Below are 23,798 nucleotides of genomic sequence, written 5' to 3'. Positions count from 1 at the left end.
CGCTTGCGCGCCTATCAGACCAAAGAAGGGTTGAATTGCCCGGCATATTGATCGACGCTTGATGCAGACATATTCAGGCCATGCCGACAAAAACAAGAGGACCCTTTCCCATGTACAAGATCGAAAACCACAAGGTATCAGACGCCGCGCGCGTCGACTCGCACCTCGATGAAGCGGGATACCACAAGCTTTATAAGCAATCGATCGATGAGCCCGACACCTTCTGGGTCGAGCAGGCTGAACGCTTCCTGACTTGGGACAAGCCCTGGAGCAAGGTGCACGAGAGCGATATGAGCAAGGGCGAAGCGGCCTGGTTTATTGACGGCAAGCTGAACGTCAGCGTCAACTGTATCGACCGCCATCTCGACAAGCGCGGCGATCAGACCGCGATTATCTGGGAAGGTGACGAGCCCAGCGACTCCAAGAACATCAGCTATCGTGAGCTGCACGAGCATGTTTGCCGTCTGGCCAATGTGCTGCGCGCCCGCGGCGTGAAGAAAGGCGACCGCGTCTGTCTGTACATGCCAATGATTCCCGAAGCAGCCTATGCGATGCTCGCCTGTTCACGCATCGGCGCAGTGCATTCCGTGGTTTTTGGCGGCTTCTCGCCCGACGCGTTGCGTGACCGTATCAATGATTCGGATTGCCAAGCGGTGATTACCGCTGACGAAGGCGTGCGCGGCGGTAAGCGTGTACCGCTGAAACAGAACGTGGAAAAGGCGCTGAAAGAGTGCCCCAACGTGCATACCGTGGTCACCGTCAAGCGCACCGGCGGCGATGTGGAATGGCACGAACATCGGGATATCTGGTATCACGAGGCCTGCGCCGCGGTGAGCACTGATTGCCCGCCCGAGATCATGGACAGTGAAGATCCACTGTTCATTCTGTATACCTCCGGCTCGACCGGCAAGCCCAAGGGCGTGTTGCACACCACTGGCGGCTATCTGCTCGGCTCGGCCATGACCCACCACTATGTATTCGACTACCACGACGGCGAAGTTTACTGGTGTACCGCCGATGTCGGCTGGATTACCGGTCACTCCTATATCGTTTATGGTCCGCTGTGCAACGGCGCCACCACACTGATGTTTGAAGGTGTGCCTACCTACCCCGACGCCTCCCGCTGCTGGGATATTGTCGACAAGCACAAGGTCAATATCTTCTACACCGCGCCGACTGCGATCCGCGCGCTGATGGCTCAGGGCAACGAACTGGTGACCAAAACGTCGCGCGCCAGCCTGCGCCTGCTCGGCAGCGTCGGCGAGCCGATCAATCCGGAAGCCTGGGAATGGTATTACCACGTAGTGGGTGAGATGCGTTGCCCTATCGTCGATACCTGGTGGCAGACCGAAACCGGTGCAATCATGATCACGCCTTTACCCGGCGCTACCGATCTCAAGCCAGGCTCGGCCACCCGCCCGTTCTTTGGCGTGGAGCCGGCCCTGGTTGACCCCGAAGGCAACGAGCTGGAAGGCGTGGCCAGCGGCAACCTGATCATCAAGCGTTCCTGGCCGAGCCAGATCCGCACCGTGTACGGCGATCATCAACGGCTGATCGATACCTACTTCAGCGCCTACAAGGGAGTGTATTTCACTGGCGACGGTGCGCGGCGTGATGAGGACGGTTATTACTGGATCACCGGCCGAGTCGACGATGTGCTGAACGTCTCCGGTCACCGCATCGGCACTGCCGAAGTGGAAAGCGCTCTGGTGCTGCACGATTCCGTGGCGGAGGCGGCTGTGGTGGGTTGCCCGCACGACATCAAAGGCCAGTGCATTTACGCCTACGTGATGCCAATGCGCGGCATTACCCCGAGCGATGAACTGGTCAAAGAGCTCAAGGCTTTCGTCGCCGAACAGGTCGGCTCCTTCGCCAAGCCTGATTTCGTGCAGTGGACGCCGGGCCTGCCGAAGACTCGTTCAGGCAAGATCATGCGCCGGGTTTTGCGCAAGATCGCGTGCGATGAACTGGATACCCTCGGCGATACCTCGACACTCGCTGACCCAGCGGTAGTCGATGAGCTGGTGGCAAACCGATTGAATCGCGCCTGAGACAACTTGTTCTGACCTGACGAGCCCTCTATGCTGTTTCCTTTTGGGAACTGCACAGAGGGTTTTTTCATGCATGACGTAGTGATCGTTGCCGCCACCCGCACCGCCATCGGCAGTTTTTCCGGGCAGTTCGCCAACGTGCCCGCCCACCAACTGGGCGCCACGGTTATCCGCGCTTTGCTGGAAAAGACCGGGATCGACCCCGCCAGCGTAGATGAAGTCATCCTCGGCCAGGTGCTGACGGCCGGCTGTGGTCAGAACCCCGCACGCCAGGCAGCCATCCACGGTGGCCTGCCCTTTTCCGTTCCAGCTCTGAATCTGAACAAAGTCTGCGGCTCCGGCCTCAAGGCCTTGCACCTCGGAGCCCAGGCAATTCGCTGTGGCGATGCCGAGATCATCATCGCCGGTGGTCAGGAGTCCATGAGTCTGTCTCCACACCTACTGCCCACGTCACGTAAAGGTCAGCGCATGGGCCACGGTACGCTGATCGACAGCATGATCCACGACGGGCTCTGGGATGCGTTCAACGATTACCATATGGGTATTACCGCCGAGAATCTGGTGGATAAATATCAGATCAGCCGCGAAGAACAGGATGCCTTCTCTGCTGCGTCCCAGCAGAAAGCCGTTGCCGCCCAGGAAGCCGGCTATTTCGACGCCGAAATCACCCCGGTCAATGTGGCACAGCGCAAGGGTGACGCCCTGCTGGTCGACAAAGACGAACAACCGCGCGCCGGCACCACCACCGAAACCCTTAGCCGGCTGCGCAGTGCGTTCAAAAAGGATGGCAGTGTCACCGCTGGCAATGCTTCCGGCCTGAATGACGGTGCGGCAGCGGTGATGTTGATGAGCGCAGAGAAGGCCAAAGAACTGGGCCTGCCGGTGCTGGCAAAAATCGCGGCTTATGCCAATGCGGGTGTAGACCCGGCGATCATGGGCATAGCGCCGGTGTCTGCGACCCAGCGCTGTTTGACCAAAGCTGGCTGGCAGATTGACGACCTGGACCTGATCGAAGCCAACGAAGCCTTTGCTGCCCAGGCGCTGGCGGTCGGCAAGGAACTGAAGTGGGATGCTGACAAGGTCAACGTCAACGGCGGCGCTATTGCGCTGGGCCACCCCATCGGCGCCTCCGGCTGCCGGGTACTGGTGACCCTGCTGCACGAAATGCTCCGCCGCGATGCGAAGAAAGGTCTGGCCACACTGTGTATCGGCGGCGGCCAGGGTGTCGCCTTGGCCCTAGAGCGCGACTAATGGCATTGAAAGTCCATCCCCTGTGCTACTCGGCAGCCTCAACGGCAGGCTCAGGCAGCACCGGGGTGCTGTTATCCATAGAGGTCAGATAGACCTGCCAAACGTCATGCGTGCGCTGGCGGGTCTGTTGCAGCATGCACTGGTTATGCATCAGCCCGCGAATGCTGCCCTCACGCCATAAGCTATAGACCGCAGCGCAATGCTCCTGGCGGAACTGGCTCCAGCTCTGCTGCGCGGTCTGCAGTGCAGTCAGCGCCTCCGAGTCCTGCGCATAACGTTGCCGCGCCGCACTCAGATAGTCTTCCAGTTGCTGTTCCGCCTGCTGCACCTCGGCCTGGGCGCACTGATTGATTTCCAACGTACTGATCGCTTCGGCGCAATCAACCTTCGCTGGCTCCGGCGCCGCGCACGCGGCCAGTGGCAGACAGGCCAGCGTTAGCCAGGCTGGTAGATGTCGTAATTGGTTCACAATCCTTCCCCCATAATCCATTCAACGCTCGGCTGACACCGAACGCCGCCAACGTGGCGGGAACACCCACCAACTCCCCACCACCAATAGTGCAAAAACACTGTAGGCCAGGATAAAGAGCCAGTCCGGCGCGTCGTAATACAATAATTGCTGAAACCAGTACTGGATAAAGCTGCCCGCGTAAACCGCCGTTCCTGCCTGACTGCGCAGCCACATCTCCAGGGTGGTCAGCGGGCAGATAACACCCAACCAGGCCTGGGCTACCACTACGCCGATAGTCGCCAGATGCGCCAGCCTGAACCAGACATTATTGACCCAGCGCCAATGGCGCAGGTTGCCGACGAGCACCAGCAGCAGACCTAACACCACAAACGCCACCAGGCTCAAATGCAGGGCCAGCACCGCATTTGCCAGCCAATGGTAGAGCGTCTCGGTGGCCATGTTCTCAGAGACCGGGCAACTGTCCGGTAGCGGCCTCGGCTTCCGGCAATCGCTTTTCCAGGGCTTCGCGCAGGATGATCGCTATCGGCGCGGCCAGCGTGCGGCGGAGGAAATCGGCGTTAGGCGTCTTGCCGTGCCAATAGCGGAAAATCTCGTCGACCGTTGGATGTTCGACCTGGACCCGCGCAACGTCCAGGCTGTCACCGACACTCAAAGGCCCGGCGTGCAGCACCCGAACATAGGCACCGCCGCGGCAAGCCTTGATAAACTGTTTGACGAAAGCCGGGTTGCCCACCCGTGCGGCCATCACCGCACAGGGTACCCGCGGCGCAGTCACTTCCATCAGTAGATCGCCGACTTGCAGGCGATCACCAACACGCACCTCTGACCACCAGTGGCTGATGGTCAGATTCTCGCCAAAAAAGCCGGGACCGATTTCGCGCTGCAGCTGCTCCGCCCACCAGTCGATATCCTGCTGGCTATACAGATAAACCGCCTGATCCGGGCCGCCATGGAAACGTCTGTTGATGATCTCATCGCCAGGCAGCCCATTGGCATCGATCATTACCGGCCCCGCCAAAGGTTCCTTGAACAGTCCGGTTTGCTGCGATTTCGCGCCCACAGCGATGCTGCGCCGACGTGCGGCGTTGATGGATAAAATCCGGGGTGGTGAACTGAGCATGAAAGTACCTGCGCGGCGGCATGGGTCAAATGCAGATCGAGCTGCGGAATTAACCCATGCTGAACGCGAGGCAGCGCTCAAGGCAAGCACTTTCAGTCCTGTTCTGGTTTTTCCTGACTGCTGCGCTGCCAGGGCCAGCTACCGGTCAGCTCGACCTCCAGGGTGAAACTCAGGAAGGTACGGACCAGTACAATTAACGCCAATACCCCTACGGATTCGAAGGTCAGATCCACAGCCACCGTGAGGATGATATCTGCCGCTATCAAAAACTCCAGCCCGAGCAATATCCCGCGGCCCAGGCGCTGACGCACCTCACGAAAGATGCCCGCGGCGTCATAGCCTTTGGCGCCATGTAAAGCCGCTACCGCAATTGAATAAACTGCGGTGAAGGCAATGATGGCCAAGCCGATCAACTCGGTTAAGGCCACCGTCCATTCGGCTACCTGAACAACCCAACTCCCCACATTGCCTCCCTGAGCAGCGTTACCTCGGTGCGTACATGTTTATATCACCCCACCATTCACCCGGCTACGGGTCCCGTCATCAGAGTTGAGAGCCGGGAGGAATTGCCCTGCCGGGCTATCAACGGCAGTTGAAAAGTACGGAGGTGGCGCGCTGCAATGCCTGTTACGCACAAGAATGACGGACCAACCCGTCAGGCAGCAAAACTGCAACCAGACGGGGTCTTACTGGGTTCATGAATTATCAATGGTAATGGCGGCAACAGTTCACCACTCGTTGAGCCAGATCGCCGTCCTTGCAATGTTCGGCGACATCGCTCAGCGTAATGACGCCGGCAAAATCCTTATTCTTTTCATTATTCAACACAATCAGCCGCTGGACTTTGTTCTGCGACATGTTCTGCAGCACGTCTTTGATATCGTCGTTCTCGAAGCAGTAGAGTACTTTGCTGCTCATTACCGTATTGATCTTGTCATCCGGCATCTTGCCATCAACCATGCTGCGCATCGCAATATCGCGGTCGGTGACTACACCCACAATACGATCACCTTCAGCTACAGGAGTGAACCCGCGGTCCTGCTCCTGCATGCGAATAACCACTTCACGAATGCTGGCGTTCACATCAATGTATTCGGGCTTGCTTGTCATCATGTCTTTTACTTGCATGGGATGTCTCCTGCTTGTGAATAGTACGGCTACCCTGAAGATAGCCACTCAGTACCGTGACATGGGGTGTTTTGAAAAGTTGCACTCACTTGCCCAACGGTATGCCGGGCCACTGCATCAGGGAACTTGCGAGGCTGCACGCAGCCTGAGGTAAATGAAAATGACAGTGAAAAAGGAAATCCACGATGGCTACTGAGTCTCAGCCGCCCGCAGCGGGACAGCCCGTTTATGTTATCGACGGCGCTCGTACGCCCTTTTTGAAAGCAGCAGGTCGTCGCGGGCCTTTTACTCCGGTGGACCTGGCCGTGCAATGTGGACGCCCGCTGCTGCTGCGCCAGCCCTTCTCGCCGCAGGATTTTGATCAGGTGATTCTCGGCTGCGTGAATGTGGTAGCTGAAGAGATGAACCCCGCGCGCGTTGCCGCTCTGCGCCTGGGCATGGGCGAAGCCATGCCAGCCTATACCGTACAGATCAATTGCGGCTCGGGCATGCAGTCAATCGACACGGCCGCGCAATACATCCGCAATGGCAATTCCGACCTGATCCTCGCCGGGGGCACCGAAGCGCTGAGCCACTCACCGCTGCTGTTTTCGCAACCGGCGGTGAAATGGTTTTCGCAAACGCAGAACGCAAGCAATCTGCCGGCCAAGCTCGGGGCAATGCTGCGGTTCCGTCCGGGATTTCTCAAACCCGAAGTGGGTCTGGTCAAGGGCCTCACTGATCCGATAGTCGAACTGAACATGGGCCAGACGGCGGAAGTGCTCGCCCATTTGTTCAATATCAGCCGCGAGCGCGCTGACGAATACGCGCTGAGCAGCCACCAGCGCCTCGCTCACGCGCAAGAACAGGGTTGGCTGGATGACGAAGTGGTCGCCGCGATCACGCCGCAGGGCAAGATCCTCAAGGCCGACGACGGCGTGCGCCCGGACAACAGCCTGGAAGCACTGGGCAAACTCAAGCCGGTATTCGAGCGCCCTTATGGCAAAGTCACTGCCGGCAACAGCTCACAGATTACCGATGGCGCCTCCTGGGTCATTCTCGCCTCCGAGCAGGCAGTGCTGAAATACAACCTCAAACCCCGCGCGGTAATCGTCGACAGTCACTGGGCGGCGCTGGATCCGGAGATCATGGGACTGGGCCCGGTACTTGCCGGCAGCGCCTTGCTCAAGCGCCACCAATACAGCATGCAGGATATCGATCTGTGGGAATTGAACGAAGCCTTTGCCGCTCAGGTATTGGCGTGCCAGGCAGCCTGGGATGATGCCGATTTCAGCCGCCGGGTCCTGGGTCTGGAGCGACCTCTGGGGCGCATCGATCACAAGCGCCTGAATATCGACGGTGGTGGTATCAGCCTCGGCCACCCGGTGGCCGCCAGCGGCAATCGCATCGTATTGCATCTGATCAACGCGCTGCATCGCAACGGCCTCAAGCGCGGTATCGCCACTGAATGCATCGGTGGCGGCCAGGCTGGCGCCATGCTGATCGAAACCGTTTAGGAGCTCGACCATGACAGGACCCGTCTACAGCGCATTGAAAGATCGTCATATGGAGCTCGGACCATTTATTAATGCCACCCAATTGTTGCACCGCTCGGCCATCCACAAACGCTGGAATAATTGGCACCTGGCCCGTGATGCCAGCGATGTTGCCTGGTTGCTCTTGGACAAAGCCGGCGCCAGCGCCAACGTACTCTCCGAAGAGGTATTGCGCGAACTCGGCGAGGTCATCGAAAGCCTGCAGGACGCAATGCCACGGGCGCTGGTCATCCGTTCGGCCAAACCCGGCAGCTTCTGCGTGGGCGCGGATATCAGCGAATTCCGCCAGCTACACAATGAACGCGATGTGATCAACAAGCTCAGCGACGCGCATATCCTCATCCAGCAATTGGCCGACCTGCCCTGTCCGACCATCGCCGTGATTCACGGCGCCGCACTGGGCGGCGGGCTCGAACTGGCGCTGTGCTGCGACTATCGTCTGGCGATCCACGGCGCCAGCTTTGGCCTGCCGGAGATCCTCCTCGGCCTGCATCCGGGGCTCGGCGGTACCGCGCGACTGCCGGCACTGATTCCGCCGCTGGACGCGATGCAGATGATGCTCACCGGCAAGAATACCTACGACCGCAAAGCGCTGAGCCTGGGGCTGATTGATCGCCTGGTGGAAGAACGCCACCTGGCTGGCGCACTGGAAGATGCGATCAAGGGTAAAGTGCATCGGCGCCGCAGCGACTGGCGCGCGCAGCCCTTCCTGTATGCCTGGGTGCGTCAGCTGGTTGGTCGGCGCATGCGCGCCGAGGCCGCCAAACAGGCGCCACCGCAGCATTACCCGGCACCAGAAGCGCTGATCAGCCTATGGGAAAAGCATGCGGGCAATCCCGGCAGTATGATCCACGCCGAATTGCTGTCTTTTGCCAAGCTGTTGAATACCCAGACCTCGCGCAATCTGGTGCGGGTATTTTTTCTGCGCGAGAAACTAAAGGAACAGGGCAAGTCGAAAAGCCTTTCCAGTGATGCGATCAAACACCTGCACGTAATCGGTGCCGGCGCCATGGGTGGCGACATTGCCGGTTGGTGCGCGCTACAAGGGTTACGCGTCAGCCTGCATGACACCCGCCCGGAATCGATTGCCAAAGCTATTGGCAACGCGGCAAAGCTATGCGAGAGCAAACACCTGTCCAGTGCGGAAACACGCGACGTGCTCGACCGGCTGATCCCGGACCCGGACAACAGCGGCGTTGAACAAGCTGATCTGGTACTGGAAGCCGTGCCCGAAGATCTCGAGTTGAAGTTGAAAATCCATACCGCGATTGAACCGCGCCTGAAGCCCGGCGCGATCCTCGCTACCAATACCTCGAGCATATTGCTCGAGGACCTTCGCGGCGAGCTGTCGGACCCGACGCGCCTGGTCGGCATTCATTTCTTCAATCCCGTGGCCAAGATGCAACTGGTCGAAGTGGTCAACCATTCAGTGATCAATGCCACCATCTTCCGCCGGGCCCGCCAGTTCGTCGACCAGATCGGCAAGCTGCCGGTACCGGTGGCCAGCGCCCCGGGTTTTTTGGTTAACCGTGCGCTGACGCCCTATCTGGTCGAAGCCATCTGCCTGCTGGATGAAGGCGTGCCCGCTGAAGCCATCGACAAGGTGGCGATCGACTTCGGCATGCCCATGGGCCCGATTGAGCTGGCTGATCAGGTCGGCCTGGATGTCTGCATTGATGTGGCCGACATGCTCCGTGAACGCGTCAATCCTCATCAGCCTGAAACGCCGGAATGGCTGCGCAGCAAAGTGGAAAAAGGCCATCTGGGGCGCAAGACCGGCAAGGGCCTGTATACCTGGACCGAGGGCAAACCGAAAAAACGCAACCCGCGCAAACCGGCCCCCACGGACACCCTGGACCGCCTGATCCTGCCGATGCTTAACGCTTGTATGGCCTGCCTGCGAGAAGAAGTGATCGCCGATGCCGAGCTACTCGATGGCGCAATGATCTTTGCCACCGGCTTTGCGCCTTTTACTGGCGGGCCGCTGCATTACGCACAACAGCGGGGAGTGAGCGAGATAATCAAGCGTCTGCATGATCTGCAGGAAGACCACGGCGAGCGTTTTGCTCCCGACCCCGGCTGGAGTGAGGGATTACTGGAGCCGAGCACGCAGGATTAAACTACTCTGCTGCCCTGCTCTGTCGCACTACCCAGCAGAACCACCGAACCAGCTGAGCCGGAACCTGAAAAGTCCGGCCAGCGGCGCTAGTGTGTGCCGTCTTTGCCATCAGTACCAACTTACTCCCTCTCCACTAGCCCCGCCGCCTGTGTTCCAATACAGCGAGCATTAGCATTCACTCCCTACTGAGGCCTTCATGTCGACCAGCCCCACCTTGTTCACGGATTGCGAACCCCTGATCGACGTATTGCTCGATCGCCTCGACAAACGCGTCGTGGTGGGCCTGCCACTGGGCCTGGGCAAAGCCAATCATCTGATCAACAGTCTGTATCGCCGGGCACGGGAAGACGCGTCCATTTCGCTGACCATCTTTACCGCCCTGACCCTGGAAAAGCCCCGAGCCGGCAGCGAGATCCAGGCGCGATTCCTTGGGCCATTATCGCAGCGGCTGTTCGATGATTATCCGGCTCTGGAATATGCCCAGGCCGTGCGCAGCGGAGAATTGCCCGACAATATTCGCGTGGTGGATTTCTTTCTGCAGCCGGGTCAATGGCTGGGCGTCCCCCTGGCGCAACAGGCCTATACTTCGCTGAACTATACCCACGCGCTGGACACCCTGATTCGCCAAGGGGTTAATCTGATTCTGCAGTTGGTCAGCCCGCTGGAAGCCGAGTCAGATGGCGCGGCTTTTAGTGCAACGCAGCGCTACAGCCTGAGTTGCAACCCGGATATCAGTGCCGACCTACTGGACCGCAGGCGCAGCGGCGAAATGCCGATCATCAGCGTTGGACAGGTGAATACCGCCTTGCCCTTTATGCGCGGTGATGCGGACCGGCCCGCCAGCGATTTCGATTACATACTGCACGGCGAGGCGGTGCAGTTCCCGCTGTTCTCCCCGCCGAACAAACCTGCCGGGCTGAATGACTATGCCATCGGGCTGCAAGTGGCGCGCTTGATCCCGGATGCCGGCAGCCTGCAAATCGGCATCGGTTCGATCGGTGATGCCATCACCCATAGCCTGCTGCTCCGCCACCAGCACAATGCGCTGTTCCAGCAACTGGCAGCGGCGCTGGATGGCCCGCGCGAAGCACCTCGGGAGCTGCACCTCGCGCCCTTTGACCAGGGGCTTTACGGGGTGACCGAAATGCTGGTTGAAGGTTTTCTCAAGTTGATCGACAGCGGCATCATGAAGCGTGAAGTGGACGGCGCCGTTGTTCATGCTGGATTTTTTATCGGCAGCCCCCTATTCCATCAACGCCTGGCCGAGATGCCCGCCACCCTGCGCGACAAGATTGCGATGATGCCGGTGTCTTTCACCAATCAGCTGTACGGTGACGAAGCTCAAAAGCGCCAGGCGCGCAGCGGCGCACGTTTCGTCAACAGCGCGATCATGGTTACCTTGGGCGGCGCAGTGGTGTCCGACGGTTTGGCGAATAATCAGGTCATCAGCGGCGTCGGCGGTCAGTACAATTTCATTGCCCAGGCTTTTGCGCTGGAAGACGCACGCTCGATTATCACCCTGGAGGCGACCCGCACCCGTAAGGGCAAAACCCTGTCAAACATTTGCTGGGAATACCCGCACACCACCATTCCCCGGCACCTGCGCGACATCGTGATTACCGAATACGGCATGGCGGATCTGCGTGACAAGAGTGATGCCGAGGTGATCGCCGCCATGCTCAATATCTGCGATTCAGCCTTTCAACCCGCGCTATTGGCCCAGGCCAAGAAGGCCGGCAAAATCGCCGCGGATTATCAGATCCCGCTGCCTTACCGTCAGAACACACCTGAACGTATCGCCAAAGCCCTGCAGCCTGCATTCAACGCCGGACAGTTGCCGAGCTTTCCGCTGGGCAGCGGCATGACCGCCGCCGAGGAACACCTGGCGGTCGGTCTATCAATCCTTGCGCCGCTCGCCGGCAGCACCCTGGGTATGCTGCGTATGGTCGCGAAGGGTATCGGCTACCGGCTCAGCGCAGCCGACATCGCCAGCCTGGAGCGCATGCAATTGGCCAAGCCGACCGGGATCAAGGAGCAGCTCTATCGCGCGCTACTGATTGGCGCTTTGGCCAGCAGCGCCAGATCACAGTCAGCGCCAGATGCCCCAGACGGGTGATGGGTAGGCCGATCTTCCTATGCTTAACTCGGCGGACACCCACCATTCTCCGCCGAAGTGTTTTGCCTTATGTCCGCTCAAGAACAAGCACTGCCCGTGCAGGAACAGCTGCTGCATGTAATTGACTGCCGCTGGCTGCTGGCGCTCTATGCGATTATTCCGGTATCCGTACTGCTGGTGATTACCGATGCCTGGATTTTCAATGGCCAGGCTCTGCGCCAGTACATTCCGGATCAGCCTGAACATTGGCCGTTCTGGACCGTGATCTTCGGCCTGCCGCACATCGTCGCCAGCCTGGTGACCATGGCCGACCGCGAGTACCTCGCCCACTATCGCAGCACCTTGCTCTGGCCTACCCTGATCTTTGCTGGCGTCGCCAGCGCCGGCATTCTCGGCCCGCAGCCCTTGAGCTATAACCTGTTGTTTATTTTTCTCGCGTTCTACACCATCTACCACGTGCTGGCTCAACAGCTGGGTCTGACGCTGATGATGATGGCAACGCCGCCCAGTCGCGCGTTCAAAAGCTGGAAGTGGCTATCGGTGCTGGCCGGGTTCGCGATCTATATCAATGTCTATGGCGAGCAATACATCGGCAATCTGAATATTTTTGGTATCGAGCTGTACGATGCGCTGACCTACGCCACCACCTGTATTTGTGCCGCTTTGGTGGTGCTGGCGGTACGGCTGACGCCGACCTCCCGGCATCGGATCGGCGTCTGGTATCTGTGGGGCAATGTCGCGTTGTTGCTCTCAGCACTGCTGATCAATGAGATCGGCTATACGCTGTTCGTGATTCTGATCCCGCGGGTGATTCACGATGTGACCGCCTACATGGTCTACGTTACCCATGACCGCAATCGCAACAAACAGCAGCAGGTCAACAGTCTCTATCGATTGACTGCCTTTACCCGCTTATCGCCAGTGGTACTGCTGCCGCTGGCGTCGATCGGCATCGCCTTCCTGCTCACCAGCTACCATGAGTATTCGGCGGTAACCATCCTAATGCTGACAATCACCTTCGTGCATTACTACTTCGAGGGTTTTATCTGGCGGGGCGGCAATCCGCACCGGCGCTACGTCAACTTCAGACGCTGAACGGTTCAGGCGTGTAGCGGCTGATCGGTTAACGCCAGATACACCACCTGATCCCGGCCGTTCGCCTTGGCCATGTACAGCGCCTCGTCAGCCTTTTTCAATAGTATCTCCGGCAGCTCATCGGGCCCAGGCCTTTCCACCGTGGTAACGCCAAGGCTGACGCTGAGAAAGGCCACCCCTTCCTCCGGTACATGCGGGATGCGCATGGCGCCGACGGCCTGGCGCAGGGTTTCCGCTACCTGGTGCGCACCCACGGCATTAGTATCAGGCAGCACAATGGCGAACTCTTCGCCGCCATAGCGGGCTACCAGATCGCCGGGGCGCACCAGTGCTTCCTGCAGGATGCTGGCGGCCTGCTGCAAGCAGACATCCCCGGCCTGGTGACCCAGGTTGTCATTGTAGATCTTGAAGTGGTCCACATCGCACATGATAAACGACAGCGGTAGACCGTTGCGGCGCGTGCGTTCCCATTCGCGCAGGAGTGTCTCATCCAGCTTGCGACGGTTGGCCAACCCGGTGAGCGTGTCGGTGACGCTGAGGGTAGTCAGCTTGCGGTTGTTCAGCTTCAGCTCAAGTTCGGCCTGCTCGATCTCCCGGCGATACAGATAAGAGATCACCGCAGACAACGCCAGCACACCCAGCACACTGCCACCGAACATGATGTCGACAAAGGGTGACGGCACCGGCGTTAACGCGCGAGCTGGAGTAAACAGAAACTGGCTGATAATGAACAAGGCGCCGATCCCTGCTGACTGCAACCAGAACCGCCGCGAATTCATATTGCTGTAAATCAGTGCCAGAAAGGCGCCCACAGAGAAGTAGAACAGCTGCACTCCCGCTGCCGAACTGATCAGCAAGGTCACCACGAAGACTTGCGTGCAGGCCACGCTCAGCGCAAGATCCCGCGCCAGCGAATGACGTCCCACAGCGTTGCAAATCACGACCGACAGATAGGCGGTAATGAACACCAGGTTGGCGCTGAAAACCGCCCAATAAAAGCCGATGTCGTAGATCAGGTAAAACACCTGATACGGCAATGTAGCCACAGCGCCGAGCATGCCTATCTGATTGCTAAGGGCAATTTGCCGGCGTAGTGACGTGTGTTTGTTCTGGGCACCGATAGACCAGAGTTCACTCAGAAATGTAATCACTCGCAATCTCGAAGCTGTTTTTATTATGCCGACTATAGAGCAGCGAGGACCGGTTGCCGACCGCTAATGCGCAGAACGGTGGCTAACTGGATTATCCGCTTTTGTGCTGTGCCCCGCGGGACGCTCCAACTGAGCTCGAAACAGGGTCAATTGCTGACGCAGATTGCTCATCAAGTCGGAGCTGGCCTGGGCAAAACCAAGCAGACTGTCCTGCCGAACCTGCTCGGCCAGGGTCAAGTTGTCAGGCTGCGGCTGAATCAGGCTGGAGCCTGGCGCGCGGAACAGCATTCTCCGCTTGGCAATGTCATACACCGCGGCGTCCAGCAGCGTATAGGTATCGTTCCTCGCGCCACTGATCAGTTGGGCGCCATCGAGTGTCCAGTAGGTAATCGATGCCGGTTCGGCGCCAACGAACTGAGCGCGGTCGTAGGACAGCAGCAGCATGATGTCGATGTCATACATCTTTCGCAGCTGGTCGAGGTTGCCAAAACTGCCGCCCGGCCTGAGATAGGCGGAAGGTACCAGCGTTACCTGGCGAACAAAGGATTGCTGTTGGAGATAGTCCGCGACAGTGGCTTTCAAACTGGCCTTATCGCGCTCGGTCAATGCTTGATGGCTCAGGCCCTGCTCGGGCACGAAGCCCAGCCCTATACGCATCGGCAGCAACGGATCGGTGTCCGCGCGGGCAGCTTCAGGTTGATTCTGGTTAGGGTAAAGATAAGACACCACACTACTGCTGCGATGCTCGGAGCCGCCCATTGCGCAGCCGCCAAGGGCAATACATATTGATACCACCAGCAGACACCGGCGGCCAATCTTCCGTGAACGTGACATCAGTGCATCCTTGCATGGTTAGAAGGTATCGCTATACAACGTGGTTTATAAACATCGCTGCACATACCTTCAACAATATTAGAACACTCTGCGGCATTAGGACACTGCGCAGCGGAACAAAGGCCAGAACGCTGACCGTCTTTATACCGCTATAATCGCGCCCATGAGACTCGACCGCCTGATCAGCAACCACAGCCAATATAGCGCGCGCAGCGCCCGCCTGCTGATCGCCGACGGGCGGGTGCAGGTCAATTCAGAAGTGGTGCGCGATGCGCGCATGGAAATAGATCGCTTCATGATGGTGAGCCTGGACGGCACACTGATCAAAGCACTTACTACCGCGCATTACCTGATGCTGCATAAACCCGTAGGCTATTTGAGCGCCACCAGCGATCCGTTGCACACCACGGTGATGGAACTGCTGCCAGAACCACTGCGCCCGCTACTGCACATTGGTGGGCGCCTGGACCGGGGCAGTTCCGGCCTGCTGATCCTGACCAACGATGGCCTCTGGTCACGACGTCTGACCGCACCGCAGATCAAGATCCCCAAGATTTACCGGGTAACTACCGCAGAACCTATCTCAGCCGACACGCCGGAGCGCTTTGCCCAGGGTATCTATTTCACCTTTGAAGGCCTGACTACCTCCCCCGCCCAACTAGCACAGCTGGGACCATGCGAGGCGCGACTGACCATCTATGAAGGTCGCTACCATCAGGTCAAACGCATGTTCCACGCCGTCGGCAATCGTGTGCTCAGTCTGCACCGCGAGAGCATGGGCAGCATCGTGCTGGACCCTGCTCTGCTGCCCGGTGCTTTCAGACCGTTGAATCAGGCAGAAATTGATTCTGTAGGCTGAAACAGGCTCTGCAGTTCCACTCTGCGCTTTAGAAACCTGCACTCTCAGGCGATCGGATTGCTCACACTTTCGATGCGGCGCTTGACCACCATCGGCTCATCGACACCTTTGAACACCACGTCGCTGATGCCGCGCCCGGTCACTTCAATGGTGCCAAAACCGAACATCCGGCCCATGACGCCCTGGCGAATTTCCACGGTTTCAATCGAGTTCAGCTTCATCTCTTCGGTATGCCGACTGATAAACCCGGTTTTCAAAATCACCCGCTTGTTGGTCACACCCTGTTCGATCGAGCGCAGTTTCAGGTACTCATAAAGAGCCAGCAGCAAGGTAATACCCAGCGTGGGAATAGCCAGGATGATCCAGATGATCATCGGCACCCGGGCAAACCAGTGCAGCTGGAACAGCGATTCGATCTTTTCGCCATCGGAGAGCGATTCTTCAATATAGGACATGCGGGTAGTGCTCCAAAGCATCAGTTGGATGGGTCAAATAACATTGGTCAAACGAGATGGTTCAGCGCGGACTTTACCGCACATTGGCCGCCGAAACCCACCGAGATCATCTGCGCTGCAACCGAAAGCGCAATGCTTTGGCCACGGCAGGCCATTCACTGTCGAGGATGGAGAACACCACTGTGTCGCGGCGAGCGCCATCCGCCTCAATCCGATGATTACGCAGTACGCCATCCTGCTTGGCGCCCAGGCGAGCTATGGCCTGGCGGGAGCGCTGGTTATGCCAATGTGTACGAAACTCTACCGCTACCGCGCCTAATACCTCGAACGCATGCTCGAGCAACAGCAATTTGCATTGGCTGTTTACCGGCGTGCGCTGGTACCGCGATGCGTACCAGGTGTACCCGATTTCCAAGCGGCGATGCTCGGGGTCAGCATTGCAGTAACGCGTACTGCCAATCACCTGGCCACTGTCGGCATCCAGCACCACAAATGGCAGCGCCCGGCCAGCGGCCTTCTCCGCCAACGCGAAGGCGACATACTGATCTACCGTGTCAGCAGAGGGCACCTGGGTGTACCAAAGCTCCCAGAGTTGTCCGTCAGCTGCGGCATCGACCAGCGCTGCGGCATCTGACGCCACCATGGGCCGCAGGGAAACACTGCCGGCACCCAGCTCGATATCGGCGAACCACTTTGCATTGGTCATTACCTCTCCCTCATGCTGTGTTTTGATGCGTATTAAATCCCTTGTTACGTTTTAATTGCGACCTTTTCCGCCCTCGCGAGTCAAGATTCTGGTAGGGCATGCCGTCTGCACCATGTGGGGGATGTCCAAATGCGGTCTATTCCAGGAGGACAGGATGAATACCATTATTGCCGGACGATTCGAATTACAGGATCAGGGCGAGGAAGCATTGCGCGCATTACAGGGGGCCGGGTTCCCCGCTTCTGCGATGACACTGTTTTACGTGAACCCCGACGGTCAGCATGACATTTACCCTATTGGTGGTGATGACGACGACTCGCCCGGCGCACGTGACGCCGACAAAGGCGCAGCTACCGGTGGCGGCCTGGGGGCGGCTGCCGGTTTGGCAGCAGGCGCCGCAGCAGCTACCGTCGCCGGCCCTGCCGGTCTGGCAGCCGCCGTGGGCGTAGGTGCCTATACCGGCTCGCTCGCAGGTGCAGTCAGCAGCACTGACAAAGAATCTGAAGTTGATGAGGCCGTGGATGACGGCGAGAACCCGCGCAAGATAACGGATCGGCATGCGGGCATTCATGTGGCCGTGCGTATCGATGGTGATGATGCGCCGGATGATGCCCTGGCCTCGGCCGTGCGTACGCTGAAAGGCCAAGGCGCGATGGATGTCGAGCAGGCCGAGGGTCGCCTGGAAGAAGGCACCTGGAAAGATTTCGACCCACGTGAAGTGGTGCATCTGGTCTAAGCACACCGCGGTAGTCCGACCTATAACGGCAACCGGTGATCACGGCGCACCCGCGCCGGTGTTGTACCAGTCCAGCGGCGGTAGGCTCGATTAAAGGCGCTTTGCTCGGAAAATCCGAGCAGCAGAGCTATGTCGCTCAATGTTAGAGCCGGGTCCAGCAAGTAATGCCCGGCCAATTGTTCACGCGTACGGTCCAGCAAGGCTTGCCAGCTCGATTGTCTGACCTCCAGGCGCCGCTGCAGTGTTCGTACCGACAAATGCAGTTCTGCCGCCACTCGGTTCAATGCTACCTGCCCCTCCGGCATCAAGCGCACCATAGCCTGCTGCAACGCCCGATCGAAATGGTCACCATCCGGCATCGCCAGCACCATGGCCTGAGCCTGCTTATCCAGCAACCCAAGCACCGTGGCGTCGCTGCGCGGCAGTCCCTTTTTCAGGTCGGCCAAGGGCAAATCAACCGCCGTCACCGGCGAGGCAAAGTGCACCGGGCAAGCAAAGAAAGTCTGATAGACCTGACAATCCACGGCGCTAGGTTGAGGGAATGCGAAATGCACTGCGGCCGGCACTGGCGGCTCGGCCACCAGGCGACGCAGAAATGTCAGCATCGCCGCGATGGCAACTGTATCGGCCAGCGTGCCAGTAGATGCCTCGGCCGGCCACTGCACGCGGATCACGTTGCCACGATGCTGAAGCTGCATCACGTTCAAACCATAGAACAGGCTTTCATAGCGTTGGTAGGCCTGCATCGCTTGCCCCAGGGTGGTACAGGCAAGAATCAAATAACCCAGCACCCCGACATGCCGCGGCTGAATCATCGCCCCGATAGCCAGACCCGGTGCCGGCAGTTCGGGGCGCAAGCTGACCGCGCGCTGCAGCATGCCCTGCCAGACAGGCAACGGCACAATATCTGCCGGGCCACGGCTATCCAATAGATTGCGCAACTGCGGAGCGGGCAGCCCTTCCTGATCCAGCCAATCGGTCAGCAGCTGCACCCATGAGCCTGTCACCCGCAGCGGCATGGCCATGCCTGTTCTCCTAATAGCTGTTTTAATCATTGGCATGTAGAGTCAAAAATATGGCATGAAAAGTCAATATGACTTTCACTTGCGGGCGCAGTATGAGTTATCGATCACACAGCTACACAGAGAAAACATGACATTTTCCGAGATGTTCTACAGCCTCTGGCGTGAAAGTGGTTTGCCACAACTCCTGGATATGCTGCCGCCCTGGCTGGCACTGGATGAAAGGCAGCTGGTGTTCATGCTGGCGACGCCTATCTTTATCGGCGTCTTTGCCTGGGAGTATTTCAAGATTCGCCATGATCCGCGGTTGGTTGACGGTGCAGAATCGCTGCGCAACTTTATGCTAGGCGCTGGCTATCAGACCACCGAACTGCTGTTTGCCGGGTTGATCGCCTTTCCGGTCTACGCACTGGCCTATCGTTACCGCCTGCTGGATATTCAACTGACGGTCTGGACCGGCGCGCTGCTGTGGCTGCTGACCGACCTGTGCTTTTACTGTATGCACCGCAGTTCGCACCGGGTACGCTGGCTATGGGCCGCGCATGTCACTCACCACTCCTCACAGCGAATGAATTTCTCCACCGCTATGCGCCAGAACGCCACCAATATTTTCAACGGCGGCTGGCTGTTTTATGTGCCTCTGGCGCTGATCGGTTTCAACCCGGTATGGATCGGCATCTGTTATGCGCTGTCTCTGGTTTACCAATTCTTCATACACACCACATTGGTCGGCAGACTGCACCCGGCGATTGAGTACGTGTTCAATACGCCGAATCATCACCGAGTACACCATGGCCGTAATCCCGCTTATATCGATACCAACTACGGCGGCGTGTTTATTATTTTTGATCGGCTGTTCGGCACCTTCACTCAGGAGCGCGCGGATCAACCGATTGAATACGGCATAGTACGCCAGCCGGAAAGCACCGGCCTGCTCGCCAGTTGGCTGCACGAATATCGCGATATGTTTGGTGACGTAGCCCGCCGCGAGCCGTTGCAACAACGCTTACGCCACCTATGGATGCCGCCGGAATGGCAACGCGAACTGCCCGATAGCGAACAGGGTACAAAGGACAGCTCACAACCCTGAGGGCAACAGCCTTGCCGCCACGCGCGGGCTGCTCTAGGCTGGCTGGACCACCACAAGGATGCACTCCATGATCAAAGTCAGTGTCATGTACCCGAACAAACCCGGCGCGCGTTTCAACCACGATTATTACCGCGACACACACATGCCGCTGGTTAAAAAATTGATGGGCGATGCCTGCGACCATTACACCGTCGATAAAGGCCTGAGCGGTGCCACGCCGGGCACTGACGCGACTTATATCGCCATGTGCCATATCTATTGCGAGTCAGTAGAGGTGTTCCAGCGCAGCTTCGGCCCGCATGCCGGAACGCTGACCGCAGATGTGCCCAACTACACGGATCTGACCCCGGTGTTTCAGATCAGCGAAGTTGTAGTCGGCTGAAAGCCGCGAATACCGCGGCTAAGCAGAGCGTTGCGGGGGGATCGCATAGGTCCCTACCGCATGCGCAACGGGCTCGTCACTACCTTCGGAATACAGAGCCACTTCACCAATTGCCAGGGTCTTGCCGACCTTGAGCAGCTTGCAAACGCCAATGATGTCGCGGCCGGACACCGGTTTGCGCAGGAAATTGATATTCAGATTGGTGGTTACCGCCAGTGCAACCAGGCCGATCTCACCGAGAATCGCCGCATAAAGGGCCACATCCGCAGTCGTCATCATCACCGGACCAGAGACCGTACCGCCTGGCCGCAGCTCTCCATCACCCACGTGATGTCGGACTCGGGCGGCACCGGGGCCAAGCTCATCAACATGGACTCGAGCCTGGGGGAACTCACGCTTAAAAAAGGCATTCAACTCGGCGACACTGGGTCTGACGGACATGCGCGGCTCCTGGGTTATGGATGACAGCTGTACGGGCGTCAGCGAAGCCACAGCATGCACAAAGTTCTGCGCTGCCACCAGCCTCCGGGGGCTGGATGGCACAACTGCCCGCCACCCTGCCCGGAAAGACATTGGCGCCGGCTTTGATCTGCAGACCCATGCACCGATCAGGGAATGTCCGCGCCTTCGAGCAATTGCTGCCAGGCACTCAGTTTTACCGCCATGGGCACCGACGCGTTGGCCGGACTGGTAGAAGGTAAACGTACAAGATGGATTCGGCTGCGCAGTGCGTCTGGCAAACCAGGCAATACGTGGCGCCTGAAACTGGATTCGGCCTTGGCACCATTGAAGAACAACTGCCTGACGTGCGGATGCTGCTGCAGGAAACCGCTTATATCGTTGGGGATGATCGATGCTTCAATAATATCGGCATCCAGACTGCTAGAGCGGGTACACGCCTTCAGCACATCCCACACCGCCACCCGTTTGTGCAGCAGCTGTTCACAGCGCTCGGCATAGGCCAGGCCCGGCTGAATGCCGAGAATCAGCTCCATGAACGGCCAGAAATAATTGCGCGGGTGCGCATAGTATTGCTGCGCTTTCAGGGAGGCCTTGCCGGGCATCGAGCCGAGCACCAGACAGGCGGCATCAGGCCGCGCCAACGGAGCAAAACTATGGACAAGCGTCATGACACCCCACGCAATAACAGGACAACAGAATCAGATAGCAGATGATTGAACTCCACCGATAGCATCAACGACGGATTCAGCTGAGCGTACTGCCGATTCCAAAAGCGGCACACCCTCATGAGCCCAGGAGCCGCAATAAAACACCTTGCGCCCGGGCGAAGCGTGCCACTGACGCAAATGCTCATGAACCTTGGCTGTACCCTGATGCACTACCGCTCGCTCGAAGGGTATCCGCGCCAATACCTTGTGTGGGTCAGGCTCGAACAGCGGATTCCAGGTCTGCATTACCGGCGCGCGGCCTGCCAGGCTGGGCTCAACCTGATTGACCAGTACGCTGAACATCGCCTTGTGCATCTGCCGGTCCATCTGGAAATTCAAGGCGGTCCAGTCAGCCGATCTGGCTGGCAGGAAGCGCAGATCCTGATGCACCCACAGCTCGCCCGCGGCAAAGCGAATATCGCCGAGAATGTACCGCTCCTCGGCGAATGTCTGGTCCTGGAGGAAGTCCAGTTGGTTGGCCTGCGTGGCAACAATCACCCGATCATATAGACCGCCTTCGCCTCGCTCATTGCACACGCGGAAACGCTGATCTTCGCTCAGCACCTGAGACACTGAACTGCCTGAGTAGAAGGTCAAATTCTGCGCCAGCCGTTGCGCCAATGCGGAAGTACCCCCTTGCAGGCGCAACAATGTGGAGCCATGCACAATGGCGTGCAACTGGTGGAGTAGTTGTAGCGCTGGCCAGGCGAGCAAATGCTCTTCATCACAGGTGCAGACGGTAGTCAGGATCGGCAAGACCAGACCGCGCCAGAACACCGGATCCAGCGGATGTTCAGCGAGCACCTCGCCGAGTGTCTGCGAAGACTGCTGGGCGTCCAACGTGCGGGTCAACTTGGCTAACCTGCGTAAACCCAAGGCAATGCGCAGAGCATGTCCGTTCAAGTAACGCCAGGAGCCCACAAAGGGCCAATCACACCCGGGAAGCTGCCCGCTGCGAAACCAGGTGCTTTGATCACGCCAACTGCAGGAGCTGTAGGTGCTTACCTCATAAGTACCTACCCCGACCGCGCCGGCCAGCGCCAGCACGCTGGGCCAGGACTCGCGACTCATGACCCGCAGCGGCACATCGACCAAACCGCCTTCCACCGTCAATGCATGCGCATCCATCCCATGACCGTCCAGCGCTTCAAATACCGTAACCTGGTGACCGTTGCGCTGACAGCCATAGGCCGCCGCCAGGCCAGCGATACCACTGCCAATGACCGCAATAGCCAGGCTCATTGCCCAACCGTGCCGGCTGAACTATCGGTATGCAAAATGTCTGTAAGTACATGAAGGATCTGAAACAAACCGCACCCATTTCTGTGTAAGCTGAACAATAGACTTAAGACCAACAGCGAGAGTTCACCATGAAAACCCTGCAAATAGACATCGTCTCCGACATCGCCTGCCCCTGGTGCGCCATCGGCTACGCACGGCTGGAGCTGGCCATGCGCGAACTGGCCGATGAGCTGGACTTCCAGGTGCAATGGCATGCATTCGAACTGAACCCGGACCCGGACGCCGAGCCGATGCCGATTCTGGAGGCACTAAGCCGCAAATATGGCCGCAGTGCAGCCGAAATGGAGGCCGCGCAGAGCAACATGATGAGCATTGCCAAGGAGCTGGGCCTGGATTTCACCCGGATGCAGGAGCGTTTCACGCGCAACACCTTTGATGCCCACCGGCTGGTCAAATGGGCGGGAAAACAGGGGAAACAGACTGAAATGAACATGGCGCTGTTCGATGCCTATTTCGGCAAAGCCGCCGACATCGCGGATGCCACAATCCTCGCTGGCTGCGCCGAGTCAATTGGATTAAGTGCGGCAGAGGCAGCGCAGATACTGGAGTCCGATGAGTTCACGCAGGCAGTACGGAATGACGAGGCGACTTATCAACAAGCCGGCGTTTCTGCCGTCCCTGCGTTTATCATCAACCAGCAATATATGATTGCCGGCGCACAGGAGCCCAGCACGCTGGTCAACGCGCTACGAGAAATCGCTACCTCGGCTGCCGAATGAGCCGAGATGCCGCGGGATCAAACCAGGCCGTCCGAGACCAACATGCCGTGCAATACGTAACAGACTTGCTCGCCACGCTGCAACGTCAAGGGGTTGCGACTGGCAATCACCCATTTATCAGCTAGTAGATTATTGATGTGAAGACGTAACGCATCCAGCTGACGCTGTTGGCGGTCTGGTAGTTCTACTACCTCAATAACTGCAGGGATAGGAACTGATACCGGGACACTGCGCGTTGCGGGTTTGGCCGGACGCGGTGTTGAAGAGAGCTGTTCTTGCATAACGCAGTCCTTCATCGAATTGGACATTGTCAGCATCCAGGCTATACCGATCCGGCGTACGACCCTTGCCGTGGATTTCAAAACTATACAAATTAAAGCAATTACACAAAAAATGCTTTGTAAGATTTGGAGACGACGCTAAGGACTAAGTTCAGGCTGAGCACAGCTGTCCGACCAACGGTAACGTGCTGAAAGTTTTCCACGC

25 protein-coding genes are annotated in these 23,798 nt (G+C 58.4%); 11 read left to right on the top strand and 14 right to left on the bottom strand.

Features of this window, described 5'->3' with window-relative positions:
* Window positions 1-110 precede the first annotated feature (110 nt).
* Window positions 111-2,051, top strand: coding sequence for an acetate--CoA ligase (acs, locus tag EAO82_RS04825; RefSeq protein WP_096347907.1), 1,941 nt, complete (start codon window positions 111-113; stop codon window positions 2,049-2,051).
* A 69-nt stretch (window positions 2,052-2,120) separates the two neighbouring features.
* Complete coding sequence (locus tag EAO82_RS04820) at window positions 2,121-3,302, top strand: acetyl-CoA C-acetyltransferase (RefSeq protein WP_096347906.1); 1,182 nt, start codon at window positions 2,121-2,123, stop codon at window positions 3,300-3,302.
* A gap of 25 nt (window positions 3,303-3,327) precedes the next feature.
* On the opposite strand, the gene EAO82_RS04815 is transcribed toward EAO82_RS04820, so the two are convergent.
* The 5 genes from EAO82_RS04815 to EAO82_RS04795 all read right to left on the bottom strand — a co-directional run bounded on the left by EAO82_RS04815 (window position 3,328) and on the right by EAO82_RS04795 (window position 6,022).
* A complete protein-coding gene (locus EAO82_RS04815) occupies window positions 3,328-3,771 on the bottom strand; it encodes a lysozyme inhibitor LprI family protein (protein ID WP_174958706.1) in 444 nt (147 codons plus the stop codon).
* 21 nt (window positions 3,772-3,792) lie between these two features.
* The gene (locus EAO82_RS04810; protein ID WP_096347904.1) at window positions 3,793-4,212 is read right to left on the bottom strand and encodes a DUF2784 domain-containing protein; all 420 of its coding nucleotides are present in this window, start codon (window positions 4,210-4,212) and stop codon (window positions 3,793-3,795) included.
* A 4-nt stretch (window positions 4,213-4,216) separates the two neighbouring features.
* Window positions 4,217-4,894, bottom strand: coding sequence for an MOSC domain-containing protein (locus EAO82_RS04805; RefSeq protein ID WP_096347903.1), 678 nt, complete (start codon window positions 4,892-4,894; stop codon window positions 4,217-4,219).
* Between the two features lie 92 nt (window positions 4,895-4,986).
* A complete protein-coding gene (locus tag EAO82_RS04800; RefSeq protein WP_231703283.1) occupies window positions 4,987-5,358 on the bottom strand; it encodes a DUF1622 domain-containing protein in 372 nt (123 codons plus the stop codon).
* Window positions 5,359-5,599: 241 nt separating this feature from the next.
* Window positions 5,600-6,022 carry a CBS domain-containing protein gene (locus tag EAO82_RS04795; protein WP_096347902.1) on the bottom strand — a complete coding sequence of 141 codons (423 nt, stop codon included), beginning with the start codon at window positions 6,020-6,022 and terminating at the stop codon, window positions 5,600-5,602.
* A 185-nt stretch (window positions 6,023-6,207) separates the two neighbouring features.
* On the opposite strand from EAO82_RS04795, the gene EAO82_RS04790 reads away from it, so the two are divergent.
* From EAO82_RS04790 to EAO82_RS04775, 4 genes are all read left to right on the top strand, one after another.
* On the top strand, window positions 6,208-7,518 hold the full coding sequence (locus EAO82_RS04790; protein ID WP_096347901.1) for an acetyl-CoA C-acetyltransferase: 1,311 nt from the start codon (window positions 6,208-6,210) through the stop codon (window positions 7,516-7,518).
* A gap of 10 nt (window positions 7,519-7,528) precedes the next feature.
* On the top strand, window positions 7,529-9,676 hold the full coding sequence (locus EAO82_RS04785) for a 3-hydroxyacyl-CoA dehydrogenase NAD-binding domain-containing protein (RefSeq protein WP_096347900.1): 2,148 nt from the start codon (window positions 7,529-7,531) through the stop codon (window positions 9,674-9,676).
* Between the two features lie 196 nt (window positions 9,677-9,872).
* Window positions 9,873-11,792 (top strand): acetyl-CoA hydrolase/transferase C-terminal domain-containing protein, encoded by a 1,920-nt coding sequence (locus tag EAO82_RS04780; RefSeq protein ID WP_096347899.1) that lies wholly within the window; start codon window positions 9,873-9,875, stop codon window positions 11,790-11,792.
* Window positions 11,793-11,861: 69 nt separating this feature from the next.
* Window positions 11,862-12,887 (top strand): hypothetical protein, encoded by a 1,026-nt coding sequence (locus EAO82_RS04775; protein WP_096347898.1) that lies wholly within the window; start codon window positions 11,862-11,864, stop codon window positions 12,885-12,887.
* A 5-nt stretch (window positions 12,888-12,892) separates the two neighbouring features.
* Here EAO82_RS04775 and EAO82_RS04770 read toward each other — a convergent pair whose 3' ends face one another.
* Together EAO82_RS04770 and rhlP are read right to left on the bottom strand one after the other, a co-directional pair.
* Complete coding sequence (locus EAO82_RS04770; protein WP_143520376.1) at window positions 12,893-14,038, bottom strand: GGDEF domain-containing protein; 1,146 nt, start codon at window positions 14,036-14,038, stop codon at window positions 12,893-12,895.
* A gap of 63 nt (window positions 14,039-14,101) precedes the next feature.
* Complete coding sequence (gene rhlP, locus EAO82_RS04765; RefSeq protein WP_096347896.1) at window positions 14,102-14,872, bottom strand: rhombotarget lipoprotein; 771 nt, start codon at window positions 14,870-14,872, stop codon at window positions 14,102-14,104.
* Window positions 14,873-15,035: 163 nt separating this feature from the next.
* Here rhlP and EAO82_RS04760 point away from each other — a divergent pair, with 163 nt between their 5' ends.
* A complete protein-coding gene (locus tag EAO82_RS04760; RefSeq protein ID WP_096347895.1) occupies window positions 15,036-15,731 on the top strand; it encodes a pseudouridine synthase in 696 nt (231 codons plus the stop codon).
* A 44-nt stretch (window positions 15,732-15,775) separates the two neighbouring features.
* On the opposite strand, the gene EAO82_RS04755 is transcribed toward EAO82_RS04760, so the two are convergent.
* Together EAO82_RS04755 and EAO82_RS04750 are read right to left on the bottom strand one after the other, a co-directional pair.
* Complete coding sequence (locus EAO82_RS04755; protein WP_174958704.1) at window positions 15,776-16,186, bottom strand: PH domain-containing protein; 411 nt, start codon at window positions 16,184-16,186, stop codon at window positions 15,776-15,778.
* Between the two features lie 106 nt (window positions 16,187-16,292).
* Window positions 16,293-16,892, bottom strand: coding sequence for a GNAT family N-acetyltransferase (locus tag EAO82_RS04750; RefSeq protein ID WP_096347893.1), 600 nt, complete (start codon window positions 16,890-16,892; stop codon window positions 16,293-16,295).
* A 154-nt stretch (window positions 16,893-17,046) separates the two neighbouring features.
* Between EAO82_RS04750 and EAO82_RS04745 the strand changes: the two genes are divergently transcribed.
* Window positions 17,047-17,628 carry a hypothetical protein gene (locus tag EAO82_RS04745; RefSeq protein ID WP_096347892.1) on the top strand — a complete coding sequence of 194 codons (582 nt, stop codon included), beginning with the start codon at window positions 17,047-17,049 and terminating at the stop codon, window positions 17,626-17,628.
* 20 nt (window positions 17,629-17,648) lie between these two features.
* Here the strand turns inward: EAO82_RS04745 and EAO82_RS04740 are convergent, their stop codons facing one another.
* Window positions 17,649-18,653: an AraC family transcriptional regulator gene (locus EAO82_RS04740; RefSeq protein ID WP_096347891.1), complete on the bottom strand. Its 1,005-nt coding sequence runs from the start codon at window positions 18,651-18,653 to the stop codon at window positions 17,649-17,651.
* Window positions 18,654-18,780: 127 nt separating this feature from the next.
* Between EAO82_RS04740 and EAO82_RS04735 the strand changes: the two genes are divergently transcribed.
* Window positions 18,781-19,740 carry a sterol desaturase family protein gene (locus EAO82_RS04735; RefSeq protein ID WP_096347890.1) on the top strand — a complete coding sequence of 320 codons (960 nt, stop codon included), beginning with the start codon at window positions 18,781-18,783 and terminating at the stop codon, window positions 19,738-19,740.
* Window positions 19,741-19,807: 67 nt separating this feature from the next.
* Complete coding sequence (locus EAO82_RS04730) at window positions 19,808-20,122, top strand: EthD family reductase (protein WP_096347889.1); 315 nt, start codon at window positions 19,808-19,810, stop codon at window positions 20,120-20,122.
* Between the two features lie 18 nt (window positions 20,123-20,140).
* Here EAO82_RS04730 and EAO82_RS04725 read toward each other — a convergent pair whose 3' ends face one another.
* From EAO82_RS04725 to EAO82_RS04715, 3 genes are all read right to left on the bottom strand, one after another.
* Complete coding sequence (locus EAO82_RS04725) at window positions 20,141-20,563, bottom strand: PaaI family thioesterase (RefSeq protein WP_096347931.1); 423 nt, start codon at window positions 20,561-20,563, stop codon at window positions 20,141-20,143.
* A gap of 167 nt (window positions 20,564-20,730) precedes the next feature.
* Window positions 20,731-21,252 (bottom strand): DNA-deoxyinosine glycosylase, encoded by a 522-nt coding sequence (locus EAO82_RS04720; RefSeq protein ID WP_096347888.1) that lies wholly within the window; start codon window positions 21,250-21,252, stop codon window positions 20,731-20,733.
* A gap of 30 nt (window positions 21,253-21,282) precedes the next feature.
* The gene (locus EAO82_RS04715) at window positions 21,283-22,533 is read right to left on the bottom strand and encodes an FAD-dependent oxidoreductase (RefSeq protein ID WP_096347887.1); all 1,251 of its coding nucleotides are present in this window, start codon (window positions 22,531-22,533) and stop codon (window positions 21,283-21,285) included.
* Window positions 22,534-22,661: 128 nt separating this feature from the next.
* Between EAO82_RS04715 and EAO82_RS04710 the strand changes: the two genes are divergently transcribed.
* Entirely contained in the window at window positions 22,662-23,312 is a 651-nt protein-coding gene (locus EAO82_RS04710) for a DsbA family oxidoreductase (protein WP_096347886.1), read from the top strand.
* 17 nt (window positions 23,313-23,329) lie between these two features.
* Here EAO82_RS04710 and EAO82_RS04705 read toward each other — a convergent pair whose 3' ends face one another.
* Complete coding sequence (locus tag EAO82_RS04705; protein ID WP_231703282.1) at window positions 23,330-23,593, bottom strand: hypothetical protein; 264 nt, start codon at window positions 23,591-23,593, stop codon at window positions 23,330-23,332.
* Window positions 23,594-23,798 lie beyond the last annotated feature (205 nt).

Origin of the sequence: Halopseudomonas pelagia, from assembly GCF_009497895.1 — a bacterium.
Classification (GTDB): Bacteria; Pseudomonadota; Gammaproteobacteria; order Pseudomonadales; family Pseudomonadaceae; genus Halopseudomonas; species Halopseudomonas pelagia_A.
Note: the sequence above shows the minus strand (reverse complement) of the source record. Positions and strands in the feature narration are given on the sequence as shown.

Excerpts from the sequence above, each read along its gene's own strand:
- acs (WP_096347907.1), top strand. The coding sequence starts at position 111 with ATGTACAAGATCGAAAACCACAAGGTATCAGACGCCGCGCGCGTCGAC.
- EAO82_RS04820 (WP_096347906.1), top strand. The coding sequence starts at position 2,121 with ATGCATGACGTAGTGATCGTTGCCGCCACCCGCACCGCCATCGGCAGT.
- EAO82_RS04810 (WP_096347904.1), bottom strand. The coding sequence starts at position 4,212 with ATGGCCACCGAGACGCTCTACCATTGGCTGGCAAATGCGGTGCTGGCC.
- EAO82_RS04805 (WP_096347903.1), bottom strand. The coding sequence starts at position 4,894 with ATGCTCAGTTCACCACCCCGGATTTTATCCATCAACGCCGCACGTCGG.
- EAO82_RS04795 (WP_096347902.1), bottom strand. The coding sequence starts at position 6,022 with ATGCAAGTAAAAGACATGATGACAAGCAAGCCCGAATACATTGATGTG.
- EAO82_RS04790 (WP_096347901.1), top strand. The coding sequence starts at position 6,208 with ATGGCTACTGAGTCTCAGCCGCCCGCAGCGGGACAGCCCGTTTATGTT.
- EAO82_RS04785 (WP_096347900.1), top strand. The coding sequence starts at position 7,529 with ATGACAGGACCCGTCTACAGCGCATTGAAAGATCGTCATATGGAGCTC.
- EAO82_RS04780 (WP_096347899.1), top strand. The coding sequence starts at position 9,873 with ATGTCGACCAGCCCCACCTTGTTCACGGATTGCGAACCCCTGATCGAC.
- EAO82_RS04775 (WP_096347898.1), top strand. The coding sequence starts at position 11,862 with ATGTCCGCTCAAGAACAAGCACTGCCCGTGCAGGAACAGCTGCTGCAT.
- rhlP (WP_096347896.1), bottom strand. The coding sequence starts at position 14,872 with ATGTCACGTTCACGGAAGATTGGCCGCCGGTGTCTGCTGGTGGTATCA.
- EAO82_RS04760 (WP_096347895.1), top strand. The coding sequence starts at position 15,036 with ATGAGACTCGACCGCCTGATCAGCAACCACAGCCAATATAGCGCGCGC.
- EAO82_RS04755 (WP_174958704.1), bottom strand. The coding sequence starts at position 16,186 with ATGTCCTATATTGAAGAATCGCTCTCCGATGGCGAAAAGATCGAATCG.
- EAO82_RS04750 (WP_096347893.1), bottom strand. The coding sequence starts at position 16,892 with ATGACCAATGCAAAGTGGTTCGCCGATATCGAGCTGGGTGCCGGCAGT.
- EAO82_RS04745 (WP_096347892.1), top strand. The coding sequence starts at position 17,047 with ATGAATACCATTATTGCCGGACGATTCGAATTACAGGATCAGGGCGAG.
- EAO82_RS04740 (WP_096347891.1), bottom strand. The coding sequence starts at position 18,653 with ATGGCCATGCCGCTGCGGGTGACAGGCTCATGGGTGCAGCTGCTGACC.
- EAO82_RS04735 (WP_096347890.1), top strand. The coding sequence starts at position 18,781 with ATGACATTTTCCGAGATGTTCTACAGCCTCTGGCGTGAAAGTGGTTTG.
- EAO82_RS04730 (WP_096347889.1), top strand. The coding sequence starts at position 19,808 with ATGATCAAAGTCAGTGTCATGTACCCGAACAAACCCGGCGCGCGTTTC.
- EAO82_RS04725 (WP_096347931.1), bottom strand. The coding sequence starts at position 20,563 with ATGTCCGTCAGACCCAGTGTCGCCGAGTTGAATGCCTTTTTTAAGCGT.
- EAO82_RS04720 (WP_096347888.1), bottom strand. The coding sequence starts at position 21,252 with ATGACGCTTGTCCATAGTTTTGCTCCGTTGGCGCGGCCTGATGCCGCC.
- EAO82_RS04715 (WP_096347887.1), bottom strand. The coding sequence starts at position 22,533 with ATGAGCCTGGCTATTGCGGTCATTGGCAGTGGTATCGCTGGCCTGGCG.
- EAO82_RS04710 (WP_096347886.1), top strand. The coding sequence starts at position 22,662 with ATGAAAACCCTGCAAATAGACATCGTCTCCGACATCGCCTGCCCCTGG.
- EAO82_RS04705 (WP_231703282.1), bottom strand. The coding sequence starts at position 23,593 with ATGCAAGAACAGCTCTCTTCAACACCGCGTCCGGCCAAACCCGCAACG.